Source organism: Streptomyces sp. WG7 (genome assembly GCF_049975785.1).
Taxonomy (GTDB): Bacteria; Actinomycetota; Actinomycetes; order Streptomycetales; family Streptomycetaceae; genus Streptomyces.
This window is the reverse complement of record NZ_JBNGGE010000024.1, coordinates 89,128-112,150: the sequence shown is the minus strand read 5'-3', so window position 1 is coordinate 112,150 and position 23,023 is coordinate 89,128. Positions and strand designations below refer to the sequence as shown.

Sequence of the window (23,023 nt, the reverse complement as noted above, 5' to 3'; positions counted from 1 at the left end):
GGTGACGGACGGCAAGGTCGTGGAACGCACGTAGGCGCGGGCCGCTGCCCCGCTCCTTCACGGGGACGCGTGGGCGGGCCCCGCCGCCGCGCGCCCCCGGGCGCCGCCCCGGGCGCCGCCGCTCCGGGGGCCGCTCCGGGCGCCGCCCAAGGCGCTGCCCCGGGGGCCGCCGCCGGTTCCTCCGCCGCGTTCGGCGCGTACCTGGACTACGGCCCGCGCGGCGTGGCCCGGATGGCGCAGCTCAGCCACTGGCTGGGCGGCGCCGACCTGCGCGTCGGCCACACCTACCTGCCCGGCGACCGCTGGAGCAACATCGAGGGCGCCCCCGGTTTCCTCGACGTGTGGGCCGACTGGCGCACCGGCGAGGCCGACCGGATGTTCGTCCTCAACGTGCCCATGCTGGAACGCAACGAGGAGGGCCTCGACGACGACGAGGTGCGCGAACTCCTGCGCCGGGGCGCCGCCGGACACTTCGACCACCACTTCAGGGCCCTCGCCGAACGGCTGGTCGAGCTGGACGTGCCGGACACCGTCCTGGTCCTCGGCTGGGAGATGAACGGCACCACGTACACCCATCGCTGCGGGCCCGACCCGGAGGCCTGGAAGACGTACTGGAACAGGATCGTCACCACCATGCGCGCGGTGCCGGGCCAGAAGTTCCGGTTCGACTTCACCCCGAGCCGCGGCCGGGACGCCGTTCCCTGGACCCGGTGTTATCCGGGGGACGCCACGGTCGACATCATCGGCATGGATTCGTACGACCAGCCGCGCGGAATGACGTTCGACGAGCAGGTGAGGGAACCGTACGGACTCCAGGCGCACGTGGATTTCGCCAGGGCCCACAAGAAGCCCATCTCCTACCCCGAATGGGGTCTCTTCCGCAACGGCGACAACGCCGAGTACATGCGGCGCATGCTCGCCTGGATGGACCAGCACAAACCCGTGTACAACACGGTCACCGACTACTGCCCGCACGGCGTGTGGCAGTGCGACGACAATCCCCGGTCCACCGCGGTCTACCGGTCCGTGCTCTTCGGCCGCACCGACGAGCCGGCTCCCACCGTCCCGGTGCCGGCCACGCCCACCCCGCCCGTCACGCCCACCCCACCCGCCATGCCGCCCGTGCCGGCGGTGCCGTCCGTCACGCCCGAGCCGGCGGCCGGCTGCTCGCCGCTGGAGCTCGGCGCCTGGGTCGAGTACTGGCTCGGCGGGAAGCTCTGTGTCCGCCTCGACTGGTTCTCGCGGGACGAGTAGCGGCTCGCGGGGCCGGCGGCGGCGGTCAGGTGCCGCTTCCGCCGCCACCGCCGGCCTCCTTCCGTTCCTTCCGCTCCTTCCGTTCCTGCCGGCGCAGCAGCAGCTCCTTGCCCCGTCGCCGCGCGGTGGCGTCGCACAGGGCCGCCGACAGCAGCGGGGCCGTGCGCCGGCGGGCCAGCAGCAGCCGCTGGTTCCCCACCGGCTCCGGGCGCCAGTGGTGCTTGTACGGCTCGTTGCCCCGCAGCAGGCTCAGCGTGCCGCGCTCCGGGGCCCGGGCGTACTCGGCGCACGCGTCCAGCAGCATCACCGCCACGTCCGCCTTCCGCTCCCGCAGCCGGGGATGGGCGCCGTACAGGTAGCCGCCCGCCAGCCGCCGGGACAGCAGCGTCACGTCCACGGCCACCACCTCGCCGTCCATCCGGAACTCGGTGACCACCGCGTCCCCGGAACGCACCATCGGCCCCACCGCCCGCACCAGATGCTCGCTGAACCGCGTGCGCAGGTGCTCGCCGGTCACCCGCCGCCCCTGCCACTGCAGCCGGTGCAGCTCCAGCAGCCTGCGCAGCGCCGCGTCCACCTCGCCGGGCAGGACGGCCCGGCTCCTGACGCCGAGCGCGTCCAGCCGGCGCAGCTTGGCGCGCACCCGCTGCTGGGCCTTGGCCGAGGGCAGCCGGGTGATCAGCTCGGCCATCGGAGCCGCGGGCAGCTCCAGGCAGAGCGAGTCGGGCACCCGGCGCCGGGGGCCGCGCCAGCGCTCGTAGACCCGTTCGGCGGCGGCGCCCGGCCGCACCTCGCGCAGGTCGATCAGCGCGGTGCGGGCCGCCGCGGACAGGCCCTCGGTGAGCGCGTCCACCGCGTCCTGGCCGCGCGCGTCGTCCAGCAGGACGTCCCCGTAGTCGGAGATCGCCCCGCCCAGCGGCACCAGCGCCGGCACCGGACGCCGTACGAGCGTCAGCGGCGCGGCGGCGACCAGTTCACGGCCGTCGCGGGCCAGCAGCAGCCGCAGCCGGCCGCGTCCGCCGTACGACCGCCACCACGAGTGCAGCCAGGCGTGGCTCTGGAACGGGGTCGCGGCGGCGCACCGGCGGTACAGCCGCCCCCAGTCCGCCGCCAGCTCGGCGAAGCGCCGCTCGTCGGTGACCAGCTCGGTCGTGTACGTCGTCGGGTACGGCGCCGGGCGCCACGCCTTGTCCGTGCCCGCGTACGTCGTCGGGTACGTCACAGCTGTCCGCGGACGTCGGCCGCCGAGGCGGGTCCGGGTACGGCCGCCGTCGCGCGGCCGGGCCCCCGGGCGGCCCGCCGGGGGCGGGCCAGCAGCGCCAGCCCGCCGAGCAGGCCGCCCGCGCTCGCGCCCACCAGTCCCGTCACGGCGGACGAGGCCGAGGACGCCTCGGTGGGCTCGGTGGCGCGCGCGAACTGCCGCAGCTCCACGTGGGTGTCGCCGGCGGAGGTCTCCGCGTGCCGGGTCAGCGCGCGGGCGACCGCGTTGGCCATGTCGGCCGCGTCGGCGGGGCGGGAGGAGGTGGCCGCCACCGAGACCATCGGCGCGTCCGGGGAGGTGGCCGTGCGGACGCTCTCCCGCAGCGTCGCCACGGGCACGCCCGCCCACATCTGCGCGTCCCCGAGCACCGCGAGCTGCGTGGCGACCCGGCCGTAGGCCTGTGCGAAGCCCAGCGCGGACGCCGGGTCGGACTGGTCGGTGGGGACGGCGACGACGTAACTGGTGGCCGTGTACTGCGGGGTGGTGACCAGGCCGTAGCCGGCGCCGAGGAGTCCGCCGGCGAGCGCACCGGCCGCGAGGGCGGACCAGGGCGGAAGGGCCCGGGCGCCCGTCCGGGTCCGCGTCCGGACGCGGCGCAGGGCGGTGCGTGCGCGGCCCGGGCGGGTGGGCCGGCCTGCGGGGATCGGGGCCGCCGGGTCGGCCGGGGGCCGGGTGAGGGGCTCGGTCATGCGGAACTCACTCCCTGGGGTGCCGGGGACAACGGGTGCGTGAGGGTGGTCGCGTACACGTCCATCAGCCGGGCGGCGCTGCGGGTGACGCAGTAGTGGCGGGCGGCCTCGGGCACGGTGCGCGCGCCGAAGCCAGGGCCGGCGGCCGCGCGGACCTCGGCGAGGGCGCGGGCGAACTCCTCCTCGCCGCCCGTGACGTGCCGGGCCGTGGGCGCGGCGGCCGGGGGCAGGTCCTCGATCGCCGGGCAGGAGGCGTACAGCACCGGCAGCCCGGAGGCCAGGCCCTCCACGGCCGCCAGGCCGAAGGCCTCCTCCGGCGACGGCGCGGCGAGGACGTCCATCGCGCAGGCGAGCGACGGCAGGTCGGGGCCCGGGGAGCCGTCGGTGACGTAGGGGCGTTCGCCGGTGAGCAGGACCCGGTCGGCGACCCGGGCCTCGTGGGCGGTGCGGCGCAGGACGTGCTCCTCGGGGCCGCCGCCGACCAGCAGCAGCCAGCAGTCGTCCGGCAGCCGGGCCAGGGCGCGGACCAGCACGTCGAACCGCTTGCCCGGGGTCAGCCGGCCGATGCCGCCGACGACGTACGCGTCCTCGGGCAGGCCGAGGCGGCGCCGGGTGCGCAGCCGGGCGAGGGGGTCGAAGCGGAAACGGGCCAGGTCGATGCCGTTGGGGACGACCTCGATGCGGGGCGCGGGCACGCCCCAGCGCCGCAGCCGGTCGGCGACGGTGGGGGAGACGGCGACCGTCGCGCTGCCCAGCCGCTCCCCGGCCAGGTACAGGGCGCGGACGCCCGGGGTGAGCGGGCGGCCTTCGATCTGGGAGTCGCCGAGGGAGTGTTCGGTGGCGACGACGGCGCGGACGCCGGCCAGGCGCGCGGCGAGCCGGCCGTAGAGGCAGGCGCGGTAGAGGTGGGTGTGCACCAGGTCGTAGCCGCCGGTGCGGATGAACCGGGTCAGCCGGGGCAGTGCGGCCAGGTCGCGGTTGCCGGTCATGCCGAGGTGCACGACCTTGACGCCGTCGGCCTGCAGTCCGTCGGCGACCGCGCCCGGGTTGGTGAGCGTCACGACGTCGCAGTCGACGGGGAGGTGGCGCAGCAGCAGCCGCAGTTGCTGTTCGGCGCCGCCCACGCCGAGGCCGGTGATGACGTGCAGGGCCTTCACCTCACACCCCCGTCGCACGGCGGCGGCGCAGGCGGTGCAGCCGGGTCTTCAGCAGCAGGCGTACGGCGGTGTCCCGCTGGCCGACGTGTACGCGGGGCAGGGCGTGCGGGCCGGTCAGCGGGCCGGGGTCGATCGCGCAGGCGTAGGCGTAACCGGCGGCCCGTACGGCCTCGGCGGCGCGGGCGTCGACCGTGCCGTACGGGTAGCAGAAGCCGGTGACCGGAGCGCCGGTCAACTCCGAGAGCAGGGCTCTGCTCTCGGCGGTCTCGGCCTTCAGCGCGGCATCGTCCGCCTGCGTCAGGTCGACGTGGGTGAGCCCGTGCGAGCCGATCTCGACGCCCTCGGCGGCGGCGTGCCGGATGCCGTCGGCGGTCAGCAGCGGCTTGCGCGGGCCCAGCGGGTCCCAGGCGTTGTCGCCGCCGAGCCGGCCCGGCAGTACGAAGAGGGTCGCCCCGCAGCCCCAGTGGCGCAGGCGGGGCAGCGCGTGCCCGGTGAAGTCGGCGTACCCGTCGTCGAAGGTCAGCCCCACCAGGCCGTGGCCGTCGCCGCGGGCCCGGGCGGCCAGCAGCTCGGCGACCGACACCCCGCGCAGCCCGCGCCGCCGCAGCCAGCCCAGCTGCGCGTCCAGCCGGTCGGGCGTGACCGTGATGCGGTACGGGTCGTCCGAGCAGTCGCCGACGGAGTGGTACATCGCGATCCAGGGGACGACGTCGGCGCGCGTGCGGGCGCCGGGGCGGGTGAGGGCTTCAACGGAATCTGCGGAAGCGGGGGAGGGGGCGGGAGCGGGAGCGGCGGAAGCGGAAGCGGAAGCCGAAACGGCCATGGGGGAGCCTTCGTGTGACGGAGCGGACGAGATCGAGGGCCTGCGCGACGCCTTGGACGCGCAGAACCCGGCCGAGCAGGACGAAGACGCCGACGACGGTCGCCACGCCGACGGCGAGGGAGACACCGGGGGAACCGGCCGGGGCGGTGAGCCGGTCCGTGACCAGCACGCCCGCGACGGTCGCCGCGGCCGCCGCCACCACCGGCCTGCCCAGGTCGCCCAGGACGCGCCGGACGCGGACCGGGACGCTGCGCGGGCCCATCCCGGCGAGCAGCAGTGCGGCGGTGGCGGTGATGCCGGCGGCGTTGGCGGCGGCGATCCCGGTCACGCCCCACGGGCCGACCGCGCACGCGCCGACGCCGGCGGTGGCGGCGATGCCGACGGCCATCGCGCCGAGCGGGTACCAGCTGGCGCGGCCCGCCGAGAAGTAGGAGCGGGCCAGCGCGCCCACCACGGTCTGGCCGAGCAGCCCGAGCGCGTACACGCGCATGACGGTCGCGGTCGCCGCCGTGTCCGCCGCCGTGAAGGCGCCCCGCTGGAAGAGGAGCCCGACCATCTGGGGTGCGCAGGCGACGACCGCGGCCGCGCCCAGCAGCACCAGGGCGGCCGCCAGCGCCACGTCCCGCTCGACGCGGTCGCGGGCCCGTTCGGTGTCGCCGTCGGCCATCGCACGGGCCACCACCGGGAAGGTCACCGTGCACAGCATCAGTGACAGTGTCATCGGGATCTGGGCCACCTTCTGCGCGTAGTTCAGGTGCGAGATGGCCCCGGAGGGGAGCCCGGAGGCGAGGAAGCGTTCGATGAGGATTTGGGACTGGCGGCACAGGGCGAAGAGCAGGACGGTGCTGAACAGGGCGAGGGCCAGCGGACGGGCCTGGTCCGCGACGGCCGACGGCGGCGCCCCGTCGCTCCGGCGGCGCAGCTGCCGCAGCAGCGACGGCAACTGCGCCGCCACCATCAGGAAGCCGCCCGCCGCGACCCCGACCGCCGCCGAACGCACCCCCCAGCGCCCGCCGAACACGAACATCGCGGTGATGATGCCGGTGTTGTAGGCGACGTAGATCGCCGCCGGCGCCAGGAACCGGCGGTGCGCCCGCAGGGCGGCGCTGCAGTACCCGGCCAGCCCGAAGCTGACGACGCAGGTGGCGGTGAGCCGGGTGCAGTCCACGGCGAGGGCGTGGTCGGGCAGCCCCGGCGCCAGGGCCGCGACCAACTGGGGCGCGCAGACGACGACCAGTGCGCCGACCGCGGCGAAGGCCGGCGCCAGCCGGGGCAGGGTCGACGCGACCAGCGCGCGGACCGGGTCGCCGGGGGCGCCCTGCGCGCGGCGGGCCAGGGCCAGACTGAACATCGGGACCAGAGCGAAGGCCAGCCCGTCCTCGATCAGCAGCGTCGCCGCGAACTCCGGCACCGTCCACGCCACGAGGAAGGCGTCCGTCTCACTGCCGGCCCCGAACAGCCGGGCCAGCGCCTGGTCCCGGGCCAGCCCGAGCACCGACCCGGCCACCGACAGCACGGCCGTGAGCAGCGCGGCCCGGGCGAGGAAGCCCCCCGAGGACCGGCCCTCGGCGGCCGTCGCGGTGTCCGCCCGGGGCGCGACGGTCCGGGCCGGGGGGACGGACGTCCCGCCCGCCGCAGGAACCGAGGTCGCCTTCACCTTCACCGCGCCGGCACCTCCTCCGTACCGGGGCCGTGACCGGGACCGGAGTCAGCGCCGTGACCGGGACCGGAGTCAGTGCCGTGACCGGAGCCGAAGTCAGCGCCGTGACCGGACCCGGTCCCGGACTCGGACCCGAGCGCCCACCACGCCGCCAGCCCGAAGCACACCGCCGTCAGCACGGTCGAGGGCCCGCCGATGTCGGCGTACGCGAAGTCGGTCAGCTGCCACACCAGCAGCCCGCAGGCGATCAGCGCGCAGTCCGGTGCGGGCCTCCCGGAACGCCGTACCGCACGGAGCCCGCGCAGCCCCAGGACGAGCAGCGCCAGCCAGCTCCCCGCGAGCGCCACCAGCCCGATCAGGCCCTGTTCGGCCAGGACCAGCAGGTACATGTTGTGCGGGGACAGCAGCGGCTGTCTGCGGTATCCGGCACCGGCGCCCTCGGTCTCACTGCCCGAGGACAGCGCCAGCGACGCGTGTGCGTCCCGGTGTTCGGGAAACCCCTTCAGGCCCACGCCGGTCAGGGGCCGCTCGCGCCACATGCCGGCCGCCGCCGCCCACATCGCGTAACGGTCGGTCACCGACTGGTCGGGCGATGCGGTGACCCGCGCGATGCTCCCCACCCGCTCCTGGAGCATCGCCGTACCGACACCGAACCCGCCCACCAGCACCACCCCCGCCGCGACCGCGGCCGCCCCCACCGTGAGCGCCCGGCGCACCCCGGCGAGCAGCAGCTGTGCCGCGCACGTCACCGCCGTGGCGATCCACGCCCCGCGGCTGAACGACAGGGCGAGCGGCAGCAGCAGCGCGAGCGCGCACCCGGCGGCGAGTGCGCGCTGACGTACGGACGGCGTGCACGGTGTCGACGGCGTGCACGGTGTGGAGGACGTCGATGGAGTCGTTGGCGTGGATGGAGTCGTTGGCGTGGATGGCGCGGATGGCATGGATGGCGCGGAGGATGGCGTGGATGGCGTGGATCTCCCCGGGTGCCGGCCCAGCGCCAGCCCGACCGCGCAGACCAGTCCCAGGGAGACCACGGTGGCCATCCCCATCACGTCCTGCGGCCCGAAGGTGCCCACGGCCCGGATCTGCTCGCCCTGGTACGAGGCGCCGGTCCCGGTGACGTACTGGTGCACGCCGACCGCCCCCTGCCACGCCGCCAGCCCCACCATCGACCAGGCGAGCAGCCGTGCGTCGTCCCGGCCGCGGATCAGCAGCAGGACGGCGGCGGGGACGAGGACGAAGACCTGGAGGTAGCGGCCGAGCCCGGTGAGCCCGGCCCCCGGCGACACCGCCCCCATGGCGGCGACGGCCAGTCCGGACACGGGCAGTCCCAGCACCACGGCCGCCGTACGGGACAGGGGGCGCCGCCGGTCCCGTACCAGGCGCAGGACGCAGTACAGCACCACCAGCGCGGAGACCGCGTCGGCCGGGTGCGCGCCGCCCCCGCCGTCCGGTGCGACCGGCAGGGCGAGCAGCGCGACGACCGCGACCACGGCGAGTACGGGCGGCAGCCGCCGTACGCGCACGGCGGACCACAGGGGCAGGGCCTGGGACACTCGCTCAGCTCCCGGTGGGGCGCACGAGCGTGACGGCCGTGCGCAGCAGGATGCATACGTCCTGCCACAGGGACCAGTCGTCGATGTAGGCGTTGTCGAAGCGGGCCCGGTCCTCGATGGAGGTGTCGCCGCGCAGTCCGTTGATCTGGGCCAGGCCCGTGATGCCGGCCGGCACCCGGTGGCGGGCGGCGTAACCGGGGTAGGTCCGGCTGAACTGCGCCACGAAGTACGGCCGTTCGGGGCGCGGCCCGACCAGGCTCATGTCGCCCCGGAAGACGTTCCACAGCTGGAGCAGTTCGTCGAGCGAGGTACGGCGCAGGAAGCGGCAGAACCACGGCATCCGACGCTCGTCGGCCACGCTCCACCGGGTCGCCGACTCGTGCTCGTCGGCCGGGCGGTAGGTGCGGAACTTCAGCAGCGTGAACGGCCTGCCGTCCTTGCCGATGCGCTCCTGCCGGAACAGTACGCCGGGCCCCCCGATGATCCTCAACGCCGTCGCACAGGTCAGCAGCAACGGGCTCAGCAGCAGCAGCAGCGCCCCGGACACCGTCACGTCCAGCACCCGCTTGCCGGCACCGCCCGCCCGCCGCGCGGCCGGCTCCGGACGCCGGAAGGAGAACCCGGCGATCCGGTCCCGGCCCGGGTACGCGGAGGCATCCGCGTCGACCTCCCACACCACGCAGCCCGACTCGGCCAGCGTCCGCAGCAGCGGCCCCTGCCGGGCCGGTTCGCAAGGGTGCACGGCCAGTACGTCCCGTACGCCGTTCTGCACGACCGCCCGCCGCACCTCCTCTCCCGTGGTCAGCACGGGCAGGCCGGTGGTGCCGCCCGGGTCGTCGGTGACGATCCCCACGGGGCGCACCCCGCAGCGCGGGTGGCGCAGCACCGCCGACGCCACGCGCTGCGCGGTCGCGGCGGGGCCGGCGACGAGGGCCGCGCGCGGGTGGTTCAGCAGCGCGGCACGGCGCCGCCCGTGCACGACGCCCCGGCCGGCGCAGCCCGTCGCCGCGTGCAGCAGGAAGCCGAGGAGCAGCGTGCGGGCGGACAGCGCGTGCGGTGGGGCGTACGCCGCGACGAGCGCCGCCAGCGACAGCCAGGCCACCGCGATCCGGCCGCACAGGGCGGGCAGGTCGTCCAGCACACCCGGCAGCCGTCGGCGCGGGCGCGGACACAGCAGCAGCGCGGCGGCGACCAGCAGGGCCGTCAGCAGCGGTTGGTGCGGGACGCCGGTCAGGGTCAGCGAGCCCGGAACCGCGGCCGCCGTGCCGTCCGCGACGAGCAGCGGCAGCGGGGAGTCCGGCCGTGGCGCGGGGCGCCCGGTGGGGAACCGGAGGCCCCCGGTGCCGGCCCTCGGCGGCAGCACCGAGACGGGGGACGAGGAGCCCGGGGCGCGCGGCTGGCCGGCGGGGGCGGGGACGGTGCTTTCCGCGGTCATGGGTGCGTGGACTCCCTGTACTCGATGGGCACGACCGGCGACCGCCCCACGGTCGTCGACCGGTCGCCGGAGGGGTGGGGCGCCGTGGAGGCGGGCCGGTGGCCGGGGAGGGGGCGCGGTTCGGCCGTCCGCCCGTCGTGCCCGCCGTGCCCGTCGTGGCAGTCGTGCCCGTCGTGGAGGAGGGCGCGGTATACCGCCGCGACGGCCGCGGCCGTGAGCCGTACGTCGTGCGTGGACAGGACGTGCGCACGCCCCCGGCGGCCGAGCGACGCACGCAGGGGAGCGTCGAGCAGCAGGCCGCTGACGGCGCCCGCCAGCGCCGTCGGGTCCTCCGGCGGTACCAGGCAGTGCGGCGCGAGAGCGGGCGGCAGTCCTTCGCGGGCGCCGTCCACGTCGGTCACCACCACGGGCCGCCCGCAGGCCATCGCCTCCAGCGGGGCCAGCGCCATGCCTTCCCAGCGGGAGGGCAGGACGACCAGGTCGGCGGCCCGGTACCAGGGGGTGGCATCGGCGACGGCACCCGCGAACAGCACGGACGCCGGGTCGGGGTGTCGCGGGCGGGTGGGGTGCGGTCCGCAGCCGTGGGTTCCGGGTGCAGGTCCGGTCCGGTGCGGTCCGTCGCCGAGGAATCCGTACGCCGAGGCACGCGCCGCGAGCCGGGCGCGCTCCGGCCCGTCGCCGACCAGTACCAGCCGGGCCCCCGGCACGCGCGCGAGGACCGGCCCCCACGCCGCCAGCAGGATGTCCTGCCCCTTCTGCCGGCACAGCCGTCCCACGCAGACCACCAGCGGGGCGTCCGGGCCGACACCGGCCCGCAGCCGTGCCGGCTCCGGGTCCGCCACGCCGTTCCGGCCTCCGGCCGTGCCGTCGCGGAAGACCGTGCCGTCGTGGAAAACCATGTCGTCGTGGAAGACCGTGTCGTCGCGGAAGCGGTCGAGGCCGATGCCGTTCGGGATCACCGCCCACCGCCCGCGGACCCCGGCCCGAGCCCCCCGCAGCCGCTCCGCCTCGCTCACGCACACCGTCCGCGCCGCCCACCGCGACCCCCACCGCTCCCAGCCGAGCGCGAGCGCCGCGGCGGGCCCCCCGACGGCCTCGAACGACCAGGCGTGCGGCTGGAACACGGTCGGAATACGCCCCCGTACGGCGAGCCGCCCGGCGAGACCTGCCTTCGCGCTGTGCGCGTGCACCAGGTCGGGCCGTACGTCCGCGATCACGCGCGCGAGCCGTCGCACCTCCGGTACCAGCGCGGGACCCGGTGACCGCGTCGCCGCCCAGTGCCGGACGTCGGCGCCCAGCGACCGGAGTTCGCCCGCGAGGGGCCCGTCGGGACAGGCGACCGTGACGCGCAGCCCGGCGGAGAGCTGAACCCGCGTCAGGTCCCCGACGACACGGGCGACCCCGCCGTCCACCGGCTGGGTGACGTGGAGAACCCGGGGCGGGGAGTCGGTCGGTGGCAGGTGCATACGCGTTTCCTCGCTCAAGGAACATGCTCGGGACGGGCGGGAACGCGTCTCACCGCAGGGCACCGTCGCGACACGGTGGACGCGGGCGCACGCGGCGTCCCGCCGGGGAACGAGCCGGAAGACCGGTGGGCGTCCGCCGCGTTCGGAGCTCCCGGAGGGTCCCCTTGGCCGATGTCCCGCAGTGGTGCACGGGGATGCGTCGGATGATGTGGGACTTTAGCGGCGATCCATGCCAATCCGGCGAAGCCGGGCGAGTGTGTTGGATTGGTGAATGTTGTTCTCCTGTGAGATCACTCGATCGGCGGCACGCTCACGCCGCCGGCACGCGCCGGCACGCGCCGGCACGCGCCGACGCTGCGCCGGGAACCGCCGGTGCCGCCGGTGCCGCCGGTGTCGCCGCTGCCGACGGCGGAGCGCCGCCCGTGTCCCGGGTGCTCCGTCCGGCGTGGTGGCGCAGGTCCGGTCCGGGCTCCGGCCGGCGTCTGCGGCAGCACCGCCGGCATGGCGGGCCCCGGGCCCGTGGAACCCGGCGTTCGGCAACGCGCGCGAGAACGGCCGACGGTGCCTCGGGGGACGCGCACCGGCCGTCCGTACCGCGGCTCTTCCGCGAGCGGGCGGCCGGTTCACGTCGCCGTGCGGACGGCTGCCGCGCGGACGGCGGCGTGTGCCCCGAATGGGGGGTGTGGGCGCCGACACGGCACGCGGACCTTGACAGGGCCTCTCACCAGGTAGGACGCCGATGCGAGGGAAAGCGGTCCGGCGCACGGGGTCACCGCTCGGTTGCAGAGCGCCATGGGCGCTTTCACGGTGGGCACAAGATCCGACGCACCACCGAAAGGAACCCCCATGCGTCTGCCCGCACGGCGAATCGCCACCTCCGCTCTCTGCGCCGGCCTGCTGATCGGCCTCTCCGGTCCGGCGGTGATGGCGGCCGACGGTGAATCGGTCCGGGAACGCACCCACGCGGCGTCCCGAGCCCCCCTCCCCGACGCTGCGGAACTGCAGAGCCAGGTCGGCAGTCTGGCCGGTCTGGGCGCAGTGCTCACGCCGGTCACCGATCTGCTCGGCGCCGTACTCAAGGCCGACGACGGCCGCCTGTCCACCGAGGAGGCGGACAAGCTGGCCGCCGCCGTCAAGGACGCCCTCGCCAAGGCCGAAGCGGCGGACGCGGACGCCGACGACGTGGCGTCCACGCCGGGCACCACCACCCCCGGCACCACCACCCCGGCCCAGCCGCCGGCCGCCGAGACGCCGGTGACCCTGCCGGCGCCCGTCGTGGCGCAGAGCAGTGACGGCACCACGGCGGTGGCCGGCCTGGCCGCCGCCGCACACGCCGACCTGATGGCGCAGATCGACGCCCTGCTCAAGGCCACCACCTCCGGTACGGCCGCGCAGGTGAGTCCGGCCGTGGAGGAAGTGGTGACCGGCGTCGTCAACGTCGTCGCCGCCACGCTGGTCGGCAGCGGGCTGCCCGCCGCCGACCTGGCCGGGCTGCCCGCCCTGCCGAGCGCGCCGGAAGCCGCCACGCCGCAAGCGCCGGTGCCGGCGAACCCGCAGCCGGCCAACCCCTCCTGACGCCCGCACGGCGAACCAGGCCGTCGCGTCGCCCTTCCGGGGCGGCGCGACGGCCTTCTCCGTTCCGGTTCCCGCGCCTCTCCCCGTGGTTCCCCACGCAGGGATGTCCCGTCGGGCGATGACGCCTGCCGGATATCTCATATGTCTTCCGAGCGCGGGGTTTCCGCGCTCCGCGGAGGTCGTTGGGCAGGGCGTCGGTATGTCCTCGGTATGTCCTCGGGCGACGTGAGTCGCCGAAGAAAGGAACATGATGAAGTCCCTCAAGGCCGTCGCTGTCGTTGCCGGGGCCCTGGCCGTCGCCGGTTCCGCCGCGCCCGCGTCCGCCCACGTCACCGCCGACCGCACGTCCGGCGCCCTCAACAGCGTCGTGAGCGCGCTCACCGAGGAACGCACCAACGTGGTGCCGCCGAAGCACCGGCCGAAGGCGCCCGACAGCGAGAACAAGGGATCCGTGCTGCACACCGTGAAGGACACGACCAACAGGCTGAACTCCAAGGACGGGCTGCTCGGCGGCCTCTCGCTGGGCCGCTGACCCGCGCCCCGGCGCACGGGTGATCCCGTGTGAGACCACCCCCAGCGTGCACACCGGGACGAAAGCGCGTCCCCCAGCGGCTCCCAGCACCTCCCCAGCACCTCCCCAGCACCTGCCCCGTACTCCACGGGTACTCCGCGGCGACTTCCCGTCGCCTCTGTGCCGGAGTCGGCGGCCGGTGCTCCGGGTGGCCCAGCGAGCGGTGACCACGGGGCCCGCCGCCCGGTTAACGGTGCGGATCCACCGAGCGGACGAGGAGCGAGCCATGATCGCCAACGTGGGCAGAGCAGTGAGCGGCGCGGAAGGGGAGACGCGGGGCCCCGCGAGAGGCGGGCCCGGTCACGGAACGCGGCGCCGGATGCTGCGGGGACTGCTCGCCCCGGCCCTCGCCGTGACGCTGACGCCCCTGATCGCGGCCTCCCGGCCCTCCCCGCCGTCGGACGCCGCCGAGAGTGCGGAGAACACCGGGACCACCCCCACCGCGGCCGGTGCGCGGCCAGCGCCGTACGCCCCCGAGCCGGCCGCGGGCGCCGCGTTCGACGAGATCTACCGGGGCCGCCACATCCGGGGCGTCAGGCCCACCGCGGGGCAGGCCGCCGGCGTCGGCACCTGGCACGTGACCGTGGACGGCCGGCCGCTGCACCTGATGCGCCGGGCCGACGGCGGCTGGCTGAGCATGATCGACCACTACCGGTCGTATCCCACTCCCCTTGCCGCGGCCCGCGGTGCCGTCGACGAACTCGGCCCCGGCGAGCAGCTGCGCGACACGCCGGCCGAGGGCGGCCGGCACCATTCCGGGGGGCGCCATGGCGTACACGCGTAAGGACGTCAGCACACTGACCGGCTCCGAGAAGCGGCGGTTCGTCAACGCGCTGCTGGAGCTCAAACGGCGCGGTGAGTACGACGAGTTCGTGCGCACCCACATCGTCTACTACGTCTCCGACGGCGAGAACGGGCTGCGCAGTGCCCACATGGCCCCGTCCTTCCTGCCCTGGCACCGCAGGTTCCTGCTGGACCTGGAGGAGGCGCTGCGCAGGGTCGACTCGTCCGTGACGGTGCCGTACTGGGACTGGACCAAGGACCGCACCACCTCGTCCTCGCCCTGGACCGCCGACCTCCTCGGCGGCAACGGGCGGCGTTCCGACCGCCGGGTCACCACCGGGCCGTTCGCCCACGCCGAGGGCAACTGGGCCATCAAGGAGAACGTCACCGACACCGAGTACCTCACCCGGGACCTCGGACGCGCCGACGCTCCCATCGAGCTGCCCACGAAGAGCGACCTGAAGTGGGCGCTCGACGACCCGGTGTACGACACCGCGCCCTGGGACTCCACGGTGCGCGAGGGGTTCCGGAACAAGCTGGAGGGGTGGGGGACCGGCCGCGGCAGCGTCTCCTGGCGCAACCACAACCGGGTGCACCGCTGGGTCGGCGGGGCCATGGTCGGTGCTGCCTCGGTCAACGACCCGGTGTTCTGGCTGCACCACGCCTTCGTCGACCTCCAGTGGTCCCGCTGGCAGGCCCGGCACGGCGACACCCGCTACCTGCCCGCCGAGCCGCCCGGCCGGGGCGGCGCGCAGCACGGCCGGGTCGTCGCGCGGCACGAGAGGCTGCCACCGTGGGACGTGACGCCGGACGACTTGGAGGACCACAGCCGGATCTACCGGTACGCCTGAGCGGACGGCGCGGACGGCGCAGACGGCGCGGACGGGAAGAGCCCCGGCTGGGAAGGCCGGGGGGCACTCTTCGGGTGGCGTGCAGCCCTCGGGGCTGGTGGCGTACGGGCGGCCTCAGGGCAGGCGGCGTACGGGGGAGCCCGCGAGGTAGGCCCGGATCGCCTCGACCGCCTGGCCGTAGTACGTGGCGTAGTTGGCGCGCGAGACGTAGCCGAGGTGCGGGGTGGCGAGCAGGCGCGGGGCGGTGCGCATCGGGTGCCCGGCGGGCAGCGGCTCGGTGTCGAAGACGTCCACGCCCGCGCCGGCGATGCGGCCCCCGTGCAACGCGGCGAGCAGGGCGTCCTGGTCGACGATCGCCGCGCGCGAGGTGTTGACCAGGTAGGCGGTCGGCTTGAGCAGCGCCAGTTCGGCGGGGCCGAGCAGGCCGCGGGTGCGGTCGCCGAGCGCCAGGTGGACGGAGACGAAGTCGGAGGCCCGCAGCAGCTCCTCCTTGGAGGGGGCGAGTTCGACGCCGACCTCCTCGGCGCGTTCCCGGGTGAGGTTCTGGCTCCACGCGCTCACCCGCATGCCGAAGGCGAGACCGACCTGCGCCACCCGGTTGCCGATCCTGCCCAGGCCCAGTAGCCCGAGCCGTTGACCGTGCAGGTCGGCGCCCACGGTCTGCTGCCAGGGCCCGCCCTCGCGCAGCGCGTTGCTCTCCCGGACGACACCGCGGGCCAGACCCAGCAGTAGGGCCCACGTGAGTTCCACGGGCGGGGTCGAGGAGGAGGCCGTACCGCACACGGTGACGCCGTGCGCGTCGGCGGCTGCGTAGTCGATGACGCTGTTGCGCATGCCGGAGGCGACGATCAGTTTCAGCCGGGGCAGCCGGGCGATCAGTGACCCGGGGAACGGCACGCGTTCGCGCAGCGTGACCACGATGTCCGCGTCGGCGAGCGCGGCGGCGAGGGCGTCCTCGCTGCCGAAATGGGTGGCGAAGGACACGACGTCCACGTCGTCCGCGACCGGGGACCAGTCGGCGATCCCGGTCGCCACCTGCTGGAAGTCGTCGAGCACCGCGCAGCGCAGTCGCACGTCGTCCGGTCCCTCCCGACGGAACGGGCAGTGGCGCCCCCGGCAGGACTCGAACCTGCGGCCAAGCGCTTAGAAGGCGCCTGCTCTATCCACTGAGCTACGGGGGCCTGGTGTGGTGGCCTCGGTCGTGGTGCCCGGGTGTGGGCTGATCCGTGACGGTTGCCGGGGACAAGGATAGGGCTCCCGGCTCCATGTCCCTGCTGCTTCACCTCCGTGGCTCGATGTGGAGGTTCGGTGAAGCGGTCCTGATAATCGCAGGCAGGTACGAATCCTGCATCGCTTTTGGCGTCTCACGCATCGGGTGTTGTGCACTCGTTATGCCTGGAGTCGCCTCACGTCCCAGTAGTCCCTTCCGTCCGAAGTGTCCGGTCGGCGCGCAGGCATGCTCATATGCTTCAGAATTCCCCTGAAATTGGGCATTCTTCACATGTGGTGACCTTGGACGTACGGCCTCAGCTGCTCGACGCACTCTCCGCCCTGCGCGACCGTGTCGCGGCCGCACGCTTCCCGCTGCCCCTGCCCGGGGCCCCACGCGCGCGTGCCAACCGCGACGAACTGCTCGCACAGCTCGACGACTACTTGGTGCCCCGGCTGAAGGAACCCGAAGCGCCCTTGCTGGCCGTCGTGGGCGGATCCACCGGCGCCGGGAAGTCCACGCTGGTGAACTCCCTCGTGGGGCGGCGGGTCAGTGAGGCCGGGGTGCTGCGGCCCACCACCCGGACGCCGGTGCTCGTGTGTCATCCGGAGGACCACCACTGGTTCAGCGGCATGCGGGTGCTGCCCGACCTCACGCGCGTGTGGGTGCCCCACCGGGACCCGGACGACGACCTGCTCCTGCCGGGCGAGAAGCCCGCGCGCGTGCTGCGCATCGAGACCGCCGACACCCTGCCGCCCGGCATCGCCCTCCTCGACGCACCCGACATCGACTCCCTCGTCGCCGACAACCGCGTCCTCGCGGCCGAACTGATCTGCGCCGCCGACATCTGGGTGATGGTCACCACGGCCGCCCGGTACGCCGACGCCGTGCCCTGGCAGCTGCTGCGCACCGCCAAGGAGTACGACGCCACCCTGGTCACCGTGCTCGACCGGGTGCCCCACCAGGTGGTGGCCGAGGTGTCGCGGCAGTACGGGGCGCTGCTCACCAAGGCCGGGCTCGGCGAGGTTCCCCGCTTCACCGTGCCCGAACTGCCCGAATCGGCGTGGGGCGGCGGGCTGCTGCCGGCCACCGCCGTGGCGCCGCTGCGGTCCTGGCTCGTCCACCGGGCACAGGACCTCGACACCCGGCACCACACCATGGCCCGTACGGCGCACGGCATCCTGGACTCCCTCACCTCCCGGATGCCCGAACTGGCCGGCGCCACCGCCGCGCAGTACGCCGCCGCGCTGCGGCTCACCGCGGCCGTCGACGGCGCGTACGACGGAGAGCACGCGCGCGTGCGAGGGAGGCTGCAGGCGGGGGCCGTGCTCGCCGGGGACGCGCTGAAGCGGTGGCGGGCCTTCCCCCTCGACTGCTCCCCCGAGGAACTCATCGACTCGCTGGTCGAGAGCCTGAGCGCGCTGCTGCTGTGCGCCGTCACCGCCGCCGACGAACGCGTCGACGACGCGTGGCGGCGCGAACCGGCGGCCGCCGCACCGGAACTCGCGGACCGCGCCCCGGCGACGGAGAGCGCCGAGCACCGCATCGGGATGGCCGTACGGCGCTGGCGGCGGGAGCTGGAGGAGTACGCCGAGGAGGAGGTGCGCGAACTCGACCGGAGCATGGCACCGGACCCGGGGGTGGTCGCCGCGCTGGTCGCCACCGTGCTGCTGGGCGGGCGGCGCGCGCGCAGCGCCGGGGAGCGGCTCGCCGAGCGGATCGGCGCCCACGGTGCGCTGCGGCTGCGCGACCGGGGCGGGCGGCTGCTCGACGAACAGGTGGACCGGGTCATGCACGTCGAGCGCGAGCGCCGACTGGCACCGCTTGACGGGATGGAGGTCCATCCCGAACCGCAGGCCGAACTCATCGCAGCGCTGTCCGTATTGCAGAAGGAGAGGTGACCGGTGACCGCCGTCACTGACCAGGACCCCACCGAGCACACCGACCACACGACGGAGGAGGCAGGCCAGGCAGGCCAGGCACGTCCCGGAGGCCAAAGAGGGCAGGGGGGCCACGGAGGTCAGGGAGGTCAGGGAGGTCAGGGGGGCGAGGCGGGGCCCGGGGGCGGCCGTGGCCCGGAGCGGGCCGGCGCGGAGGCCGCCGCGCGGCGGGAGGCCACGGGGGCCGGGCAGGCGACGCGTGCGCAGGGCCGCGCGAGCGAGCGCGCACCCGGCCCTCACCCACGCGTGCAGGACAACGGAGCGTCCCCGCGTACGGCCCTGGACCGCGACCGCGGTGACGAGCGCAGGGACCGTACGGAGCGCGGGGATCCCACGGCGGCCCCTGGACGTACGGAGCGCAGAGACCCTGCGGCGGACAGGGGTCGTACGGCGGACAGGGATCGTACGGAGGGCGCGGCCGGCCGCGATCGCGCGGCGGGTACGGAGCGCGCGGCCGGTGGTTCCGCCGGGCCCGATTCCCATTCCGTCCCCGGGGCCGGTTCCGGGGCCGGGGACGGAGGAGGCGCCTGGGGCGACGGGCTGATCGCGCGGCGGGTGGACGAGAACGCCGGGGCGGAGCAGTTCGCCGTGGTGCCGAGCAGGCCCGCCAGTTCCTCGGCCCTGATGCCGCTGGCGTACGACGGACAGCTCAGGTCGCGGCTCGACGCGCTGCGCGAACTGGTGGGGCTCTCCCGTACCCGGCTCGACAGCGGGACCCTGGCCGAGGCGGGCCGGGTCCTCGACGAGGCCGCCGCGCGGCGCAGGCTCTCCGGGCAGCACACCGTCGTCGCCATCGCCGGCGCGACCGGCAGCGGCAAGTCGCAGCTGTTCAACACGCTCGCCGGAGTGACGATCTCCGAGACGGGCGTCCGCCGGCCGACCACCGCGGCGCCCATCGCGTGCAGTTGGAGCGACGGCGCGGCCAGCCTCCTGGACCGGCTCGGCATCCCCGGCCGGCTGCGCCGCCGCCCGCTGCAGCACCCGGACGCCGACTCGCCGCTGCGCGGGCTGGTCCTGATCGACCTCCCCGACCACGACTCGGCGGCCGTGCAGCACCGCGAGCAGGTGGACCGCATCCTGGCGCTCGTCGACGCCGTCATCTGGGTCGTCGACCCGGAGAAGTACGCCGACGCCGTGCTCCACGAGCGCTATCTGCGGCCGATGGCCGGCCACGCGGAGGTCACCTTCGTCGTCCTCAACCAGGTCGACCGGCTGCCCGGGGAGGCCGCCGAGCAGGTCCTCGACGACCTGCGGCGGCTGCTCGACGAGGACGGCATCGCACTCGGGGAGTACGACGAACCCGGCGCGACCGTGCTCGCCCTGTCCGCGCTCACCGGGGACGGCATCGGCGAACTGCGCGACGCGCTCGGCCAGTTCGTCGCCGAACGGCAGGCTCCGGCGCGCCGGATCGCGGCCGACGTGGACGCCGCCGCCTGGCGCCTGCGTCCCGTGTACGTCACCGGGCGGCGGACCGGGCTCAGCGAGGAGGCGCGGGAGGAGTTCGCGGACCGGCTCGCGGACGCGGTGGGGGCCACCGCCGCCGGCGAGGCCGCCGAACGGGCCTGGCTGCGCAACGCCAACCGCGCGTGCGGCACACCCTGGCTGCGGCTGTGGCGCTGGTACCACGACCGGCGCGAACCTCCCACGGGCCGGCTCTCGCTGCGCGCCCAGGCGGACGAGGAGGCCACCGCCCGTCAGCGCGTCGAGCAGGCGGTGCGCACGGTGTCCGACCGGGCGTCGGCCGGGCTGCCCGCGCCATGGGCGCAGGCGATGCGCGAGGCGGCCGTCCGGGGCGCCCAGGGGCTGCCGGAGGCCCTCGACGAGCTGGTGGTGCGTACGGGGCTGCCGCCGGGGCGTCCGCCGCGGCCGGGCTGGTGGCCGGTGGCCGTGCTGGCCCAGGCGTCCATGACCCTCCTGCAGGTGGCGGGCGGCCTGTGGCTGCTGGGCCAGATCATCGGCTTCCTGCCGCCGAACCTGGGCGTGCCGGTGCTGCTCATGGTCGCCGGCATCATCGGCGGACCCCTCATCGAATGGAGCTGCCGCATCGCGGCGCGCGGACCGGCACGACGCTACGGCCACGAGGCGGAACGCCTGCTGCGGGAGGCGGCCGCGGGATGCGGCCGGGCCAGGGTCCTGGATCCGCTGGCGGCGGAACTGCTGCGGTACCGGGAAGTCCGGGAGCAGTACGGGCGGGTCGCGGGGGTGGGAACCACGGCGAGGTAGACGTAGGCGCTGGGGTGCCGGGGTGCCGGGGTGCCGGGGCGCTGGGCGGGCGGAGGCGATCGTCCGCCCGGGGAACCCAGCCGCGGGACGGCCCCGGGGACACGGGGGACACGGGGGACACCCATGGGGGTGGCGGAGTTCTCCACAGACGAGATGACGGTCCACAGCCCTCGGCGGGCCCCGCCCCGGGCGGGGCAGTCTGGCGTCGCGGCGATCGCGACGGACGCGGTCGTCACGGGCGGCGGCGGTGTGCGGGAACGCGACACCGCCGCGCCGGACGCAGCCGTACGGGAAGGCCCGTACGGGAGGGAGGACTCGCGATGAACGAGACGATGATCTGCGTCGTGGGCAACGTGGCCACGCGGCCGGTGTTCCGGGAGCTGGCGAACGGACCGTCGGCGCGGTTCCGGCTGGCGGTCACCGCGCGCTACTGGGACCGGGAGAAGAGCGCGTGGACGGACGGTCACACCAACTTCTTCACGGTGTGGGCCAACCGGCAGCTCGCCGCCAACGCCTCGGCGTCTTTGGCGGTGGGCGAACCCGTCATCGTGCAGGGCCGGTTGAAGGTGCGCACGGACGTGCGCGAGGGGCAGAACTGGACCTCCGCGGACATCGACGCGGTGGCGATCGGCCACGACCTCGCACGCGGCACGGCGGCGTTCCGGCGCACCGGAAAGGCGGAGACGGCGGTCTCCCCACCACAGCCGGAGCCCAACTGGGAGACACCGGCCGGGGAGCCGGACGGCACGGACACCACCGAACAACGGCCGGAACCCGCCGCAGCGGTGGCGTGAAGCCGACGGTCCGCCGGAACTGACCGAAGTGCGGCTTATCGGCGAATACGCACCGGACGAACCCGGGTGGATTTGTCGATAAGCCCTGCTCACGGGCCTGTTGGCGATAACGATTCCGATTCGGATCACCGTGTGGACGAACATCACCGGCAAGCACGGTGCGCCACGTCCTTAGGATGCCGAACGAGCCCTGAGGGGCTGGTGATTCTGCTGGTGGGACCGTGCCCCCCACGTCAACGGGTCCTGCTCGAAGGGGAATTTGGTGTTTTCTTCGCTCGCTGCGCTGTCTCCGTCCGGCCGAGGGGCGGTGCGACGCGCCACCGCGGCCCTGGTGTCCGCGTTCGCCGCCGCAGGGGTGGTGACCGGTGCCGGACCGGCAGCCGCCGCCCAGGGCGCGGCGGCGCAGGGGCAGGGCGGGGCGACGGCCACCATCGGAGGCCTCAAGGCGCACGGCGTCGCGGTCGTCCACGGGGCGGACGGCCCCCAGGAGGTGCCGGCCGGCCTGTTCGAGATGTCCGTCGAGGGCGGCGGCATGCTGCAGACGTACTGCGTCGACGTCCAGAACCCGACGCAGAAGGACGCCAAGTACCACGAGACGCCCTGGAGCGGCACGTCCCTGGGAACCAACAAGGACGCGGGCCGCATCCGCTGGATCCTGCAGAACTCCTACCCCCAGGTCAACGACCTCGCCGCGCTGGCGAAGAAGGCGGGTGTCCGCGGCGGACTCACCGAGCAGGACGCGGCGGCCGGCACGCAGGTGGCCGTCTGGCGCTATTCGGACGACACGGACGTCGAGGCACTCGATCCCCAGGCCGAGCGGCTCGCCGACTACCTGGAGAAGAAGGCCCGCGTTCTCGCGGAGCCCGCGGCGTCGCTCTCCCTGGACCCGCCCGCGGTCTCCGGCCGCCCCGGTGAGCGGCTCGGCCCGGTGACGGTGCGCACCAACGGCGGCGGCGCGACGGTGACACCCCCGGTGGACGCCACTGCCGGCGGGGTGCGCATCGTCGACAAGCAGGGCGAGCCCGTCACCTCCGTCACCAACGGCTCCCAGATCTTCTTCGACGTGCCCGAGGACGCGGCGGCCGGCACAGCCGAGCTGACGGTCCAGGCCTCGACCACGGTGCCGGTCGGCCGTGCCCTCGCCTCCGAGAGCCGCAGCCAGACCCAGATCCTGGCCGGCTCCAGCGAGTCCACGGTCGCGGCGACGGCCACCGCCTCGTGGGCCGACCAGGGCGCGATACCCGCCCTGTCCGCGACGAAGAACTGCGCCGAGGGCGCCCTGGACATCACCGCGGTCAACAACGGCGACGAGCCCTTCACCTTCCAGCTGCTGGACACCGAGTACACCATCGCGGCCGGCGAGACCCGCACGGTGACCGTCCCGCTGCCGGAGGACCGCGCCTACGACTTCACGATCCGCGGCCCGGCCGGCTTCGAACAACGCTTCAAGGGCGTCCTCGACTGCCGCACCCGGAGCGCCGCACTGCCGGACACCACCCGCCCCCTCGGCGAACCGGCCCCCGCCACGGTCATCACCCCCACCCCGAACCCCAACCTCGCCGAAACCGGCAGCTCCGGCGTAACGCCCCTGATCGGCGGCACGGCCATCGGCCTGGTCATGATCGGCGGCGCGGTCCTCCTGTTCGTCCGCAGGAAGAGCGAACAGTGACCTCACCGCCGGTACTCTCGCCGTCCTCCCCGAGGCAGGCCCGTACGCTGGAGCAGGCGTCGTGAACGGCACGGCCGCGATCGGCATCACGGTCGGCCGGTGACAG

18 protein-coding genes, 1 tRNA gene and 1 pseudogene are annotated in these 23,023 nt (G+C 75.0%); 10 read left to right on the top strand and 10 right to left on the bottom strand.

Annotation, left to right across the window (positions count from 1 at the left end; genetic code table 11):
• The first annotated feature begins 69 nt into the window (after positions 1-69).
• A complete protein-coding gene (locus ACP4J0_RS23055; protein WP_426600557.1) occupies positions 70-1,254 on the top strand; it encodes a glycoside hydrolase family 26 protein in 1,185 nt (394 codons plus the stop codon).
• A 25-nt stretch (positions 1,255-1,279) separates the two neighbouring features.
• On the opposite strand, the gene ACP4J0_RS23050 is transcribed toward ACP4J0_RS23055, so the two are convergent.
• From ACP4J0_RS23050 to ACP4J0_RS23015, 8 genes are all read right to left on the bottom strand, one after another.
• Complete coding sequence (locus ACP4J0_RS23050) at positions 1,280-2,398, bottom strand: GNAT family N-acetyltransferase (RefSeq protein WP_426600562.1); 1,119 nt, start codon at positions 2,396-2,398, stop codon at positions 1,280-1,282.
• 74 nt (positions 2,399-2,472) lie between these two features.
• On the bottom strand, positions 2,473-3,204 hold the full coding sequence (locus ACP4J0_RS23045; protein WP_426600556.1) for a lipopolysaccharide biosynthesis protein: 732 nt from the start codon (positions 3,202-3,204) through the stop codon (positions 2,473-2,475).
• Positions 3,201-4,361, bottom strand: coding sequence for a glycosyltransferase (locus ACP4J0_RS23040; protein ID WP_426600555.1), 1,161 nt, complete (start codon positions 4,359-4,361; stop codon positions 3,201-3,203). The genes ACP4J0_RS23045 and ACP4J0_RS23040 overlap by 4 nt, the downstream gene beginning before the upstream one ends.
• Position 4,362: 1 nt before the next feature.
• Positions 4,363-5,052 (bottom strand): polysaccharide deacetylase family protein, encoded by a 690-nt coding sequence (locus tag ACP4J0_RS23035; protein WP_426600554.1) that lies wholly within the window; start codon positions 5,050-5,052, stop codon positions 4,363-4,365.
• Positions 5,053-5,107: 55 nt separating this feature from the next.
• Positions 5,108-6,847, bottom strand: a complete 1,740-nt coding sequence (locus tag ACP4J0_RS23030) for a lipid II flippase MurJ (protein ID WP_426600553.1) — start codon at positions 6,845-6,847, stop codon at positions 5,108-5,110.
• Complete coding sequence (locus ACP4J0_RS23025) at positions 6,844-8,400, bottom strand: O-antigen ligase family protein (RefSeq protein WP_426600552.1); 1,557 nt, start codon at positions 8,398-8,400, stop codon at positions 6,844-6,846. The genes ACP4J0_RS23030 and ACP4J0_RS23025 overlap by 4 nt, the downstream gene beginning before the upstream one ends.
• A gap of 4 nt (positions 8,401-8,404) precedes the next feature.
• Positions 8,405-9,835 carry a sugar transferase gene (locus ACP4J0_RS23020; RefSeq protein ID WP_426600551.1) on the bottom strand — a complete coding sequence of 477 codons (1,431 nt, stop codon included), beginning with the start codon at positions 9,833-9,835 and terminating at the stop codon, positions 8,405-8,407.
• Positions 9,832-11,301 carry a glycosyltransferase gene (locus ACP4J0_RS23015; RefSeq protein ID WP_426600550.1) on the bottom strand — a complete coding sequence of 490 codons (1,470 nt, stop codon included), beginning with the start codon at positions 11,299-11,301 and terminating at the stop codon, positions 9,832-9,834. The genes ACP4J0_RS23020 and ACP4J0_RS23015 overlap by 4 nt, the downstream gene beginning before the upstream one ends.
• Positions 11,302-12,147: 846 nt before the next feature.
• Here ACP4J0_RS23015 and ACP4J0_RS23010 point away from each other — a divergent pair.
• From ACP4J0_RS23010 to ACP4J0_RS22995, 4 genes are all read left to right on the top strand, one after another.
• Complete coding sequence (locus tag ACP4J0_RS23010) at positions 12,148-12,876, top strand: hypothetical protein (RefSeq protein WP_426600549.1); 729 nt, start codon at positions 12,148-12,150, stop codon at positions 12,874-12,876.
• Between the two features lie 250 nt (positions 12,877-13,126).
• Entirely contained in the window at positions 13,127-13,408 is a 282-nt protein-coding gene (locus tag ACP4J0_RS23005; protein ID WP_426600561.1) for a hypothetical protein, read from the top strand.
• A 265-nt stretch (positions 13,409-13,673) separates the two neighbouring features.
• Positions 13,674-14,231 carry a tyrosinase family oxidase copper chaperone gene (locus ACP4J0_RS23000; RefSeq protein WP_426600548.1) on the top strand — a complete coding sequence of 186 codons (558 nt, stop codon included), beginning with the start codon at positions 13,674-13,676 and terminating at the stop codon, positions 14,229-14,231.
• Complete coding sequence (locus ACP4J0_RS22995) at positions 14,215-15,081, top strand: tyrosinase family protein (RefSeq protein WP_426600547.1); 867 nt, start codon at positions 14,215-14,217, stop codon at positions 15,079-15,081. Before ACP4J0_RS23000 ends, ACP4J0_RS22995 begins: the two co-directional genes overlap by 17 nt.
• Before the next feature lie 114 nt (positions 15,082-15,195).
• Here ACP4J0_RS22995 and ACP4J0_RS22990 read toward each other — a convergent pair whose 3' ends face one another.
• Together ACP4J0_RS22990 and ACP4J0_RS22985 are read right to left on the bottom strand one after the other, a co-directional pair.
• A complete protein-coding gene (locus ACP4J0_RS22990; protein WP_426600546.1) occupies positions 15,196-16,155 on the bottom strand; it encodes a D-2-hydroxyacid dehydrogenase family protein in 960 nt (319 codons plus the stop codon).
• A gap of 31 nt (positions 16,156-16,186) precedes the next feature.
• Positions 16,187-16,262: transfer RNA gene (locus tag ACP4J0_RS22985), tRNA-Arg, on the bottom strand.
• Positions 16,263-16,584: 322 nt separating this feature from the next.
• Here ACP4J0_RS22985 and ACP4J0_RS22980 point away from each other — a divergent pair.
• The 5 genes and pseudogenes from ACP4J0_RS22980 to ACP4J0_RS22960 form a co-directional block, all read left to right on the top strand.
• Entirely contained in the window at positions 16,585-18,192 is a 1,608-nt protein-coding gene (locus tag ACP4J0_RS22980) for a dynamin family protein (RefSeq protein ID WP_426600545.1), read from the top strand.
• A 3-nt stretch (positions 18,193-18,195) separates the two neighbouring features.
• A complete protein-coding gene (locus tag ACP4J0_RS22975) occupies positions 18,196-20,454 on the top strand; it encodes a YfjP family GTPase (protein WP_426600544.1) in 2,259 nt (752 codons plus the stop codon).
• Between the two features lie 320 nt (positions 20,455-20,774).
• Complete coding sequence (locus tag ACP4J0_RS22970) at positions 20,775-21,248, top strand: single-stranded DNA-binding protein (protein WP_426600543.1); 474 nt, start codon at positions 20,775-20,777, stop codon at positions 21,246-21,248.
• A 262-nt stretch (positions 21,249-21,510) separates the two neighbouring features.
• Complete coding sequence (locus ACP4J0_RS22965; RefSeq protein ID WP_426600542.1) at positions 21,511-22,917, top strand: Cys-Gln thioester bond-forming surface protein; 1,407 nt, start codon at positions 21,511-21,513, stop codon at positions 22,915-22,917.
• Positions 22,916-23,011: pseudogene (locus ACP4J0_RS22960) on the top strand (GntR family transcriptional regulator); the annotation flags it as partial. The gene ACP4J0_RS22965 and the pseudogene ACP4J0_RS22960, both read left to right, overlap by 2 nt.
• Positions 23,012-23,023 lie beyond the last annotated feature (12 nt).

What these genes read in the sequence shown, in the direction of transcription:
- ACP4J0_RS23045 (WP_426600556.1), bottom strand. Translation starts at nt 3,204, where the DNA reads ATGACCGAGCCCCTCACCCGGCCCCCGGCCGACCCGGCGGCCCCGATC.
- ACP4J0_RS23035 (WP_426600554.1), bottom strand. Translation starts at nt 5,052, where the DNA reads ATGTACCACTCCGTCGGCGACTGCTCGGACGACCCGTACCGCATCACG.
- ACP4J0_RS23020 (WP_426600551.1), bottom strand. Translation starts at nt 9,835, where the DNA reads ATGACCGCGGAAAGCACCGTCCCCGCCCCCGCCGGCCAGCCGCGCGCC.
- ACP4J0_RS23015 (WP_426600550.1), bottom strand. Translation starts at nt 11,301, where the DNA reads ATGCACCTGCCACCGACCGACTCCCCGCCCCGGGTTCTCCACGTCACC.
- ACP4J0_RS23010 (WP_426600549.1), top strand. Translation starts at nt 12,148, where the DNA reads ATGCGTCTGCCCGCACGGCGAATCGCCACCTCCGCTCTCTGCGCCGGC.
- ACP4J0_RS23005 (WP_426600561.1), top strand. Translation starts at nt 13,127, where the DNA reads ATGAAGTCCCTCAAGGCCGTCGCTGTCGTTGCCGGGGCCCTGGCCGTC.
- ACP4J0_RS23000 (WP_426600548.1), top strand. Translation starts at nt 13,674, where the DNA reads ATGATCGCCAACGTGGGCAGAGCAGTGAGCGGCGCGGAAGGGGAGACG.
- ACP4J0_RS22995 (WP_426600547.1), top strand. Translation starts at nt 14,215, where the DNA reads ATGGCGTACACGCGTAAGGACGTCAGCACACTGACCGGCTCCGAGAAG.
- ACP4J0_RS22970 (WP_426600543.1), top strand. Translation starts at nt 20,775, where the DNA reads ATGAACGAGACGATGATCTGCGTCGTGGGCAACGTGGCCACGCGGCCG.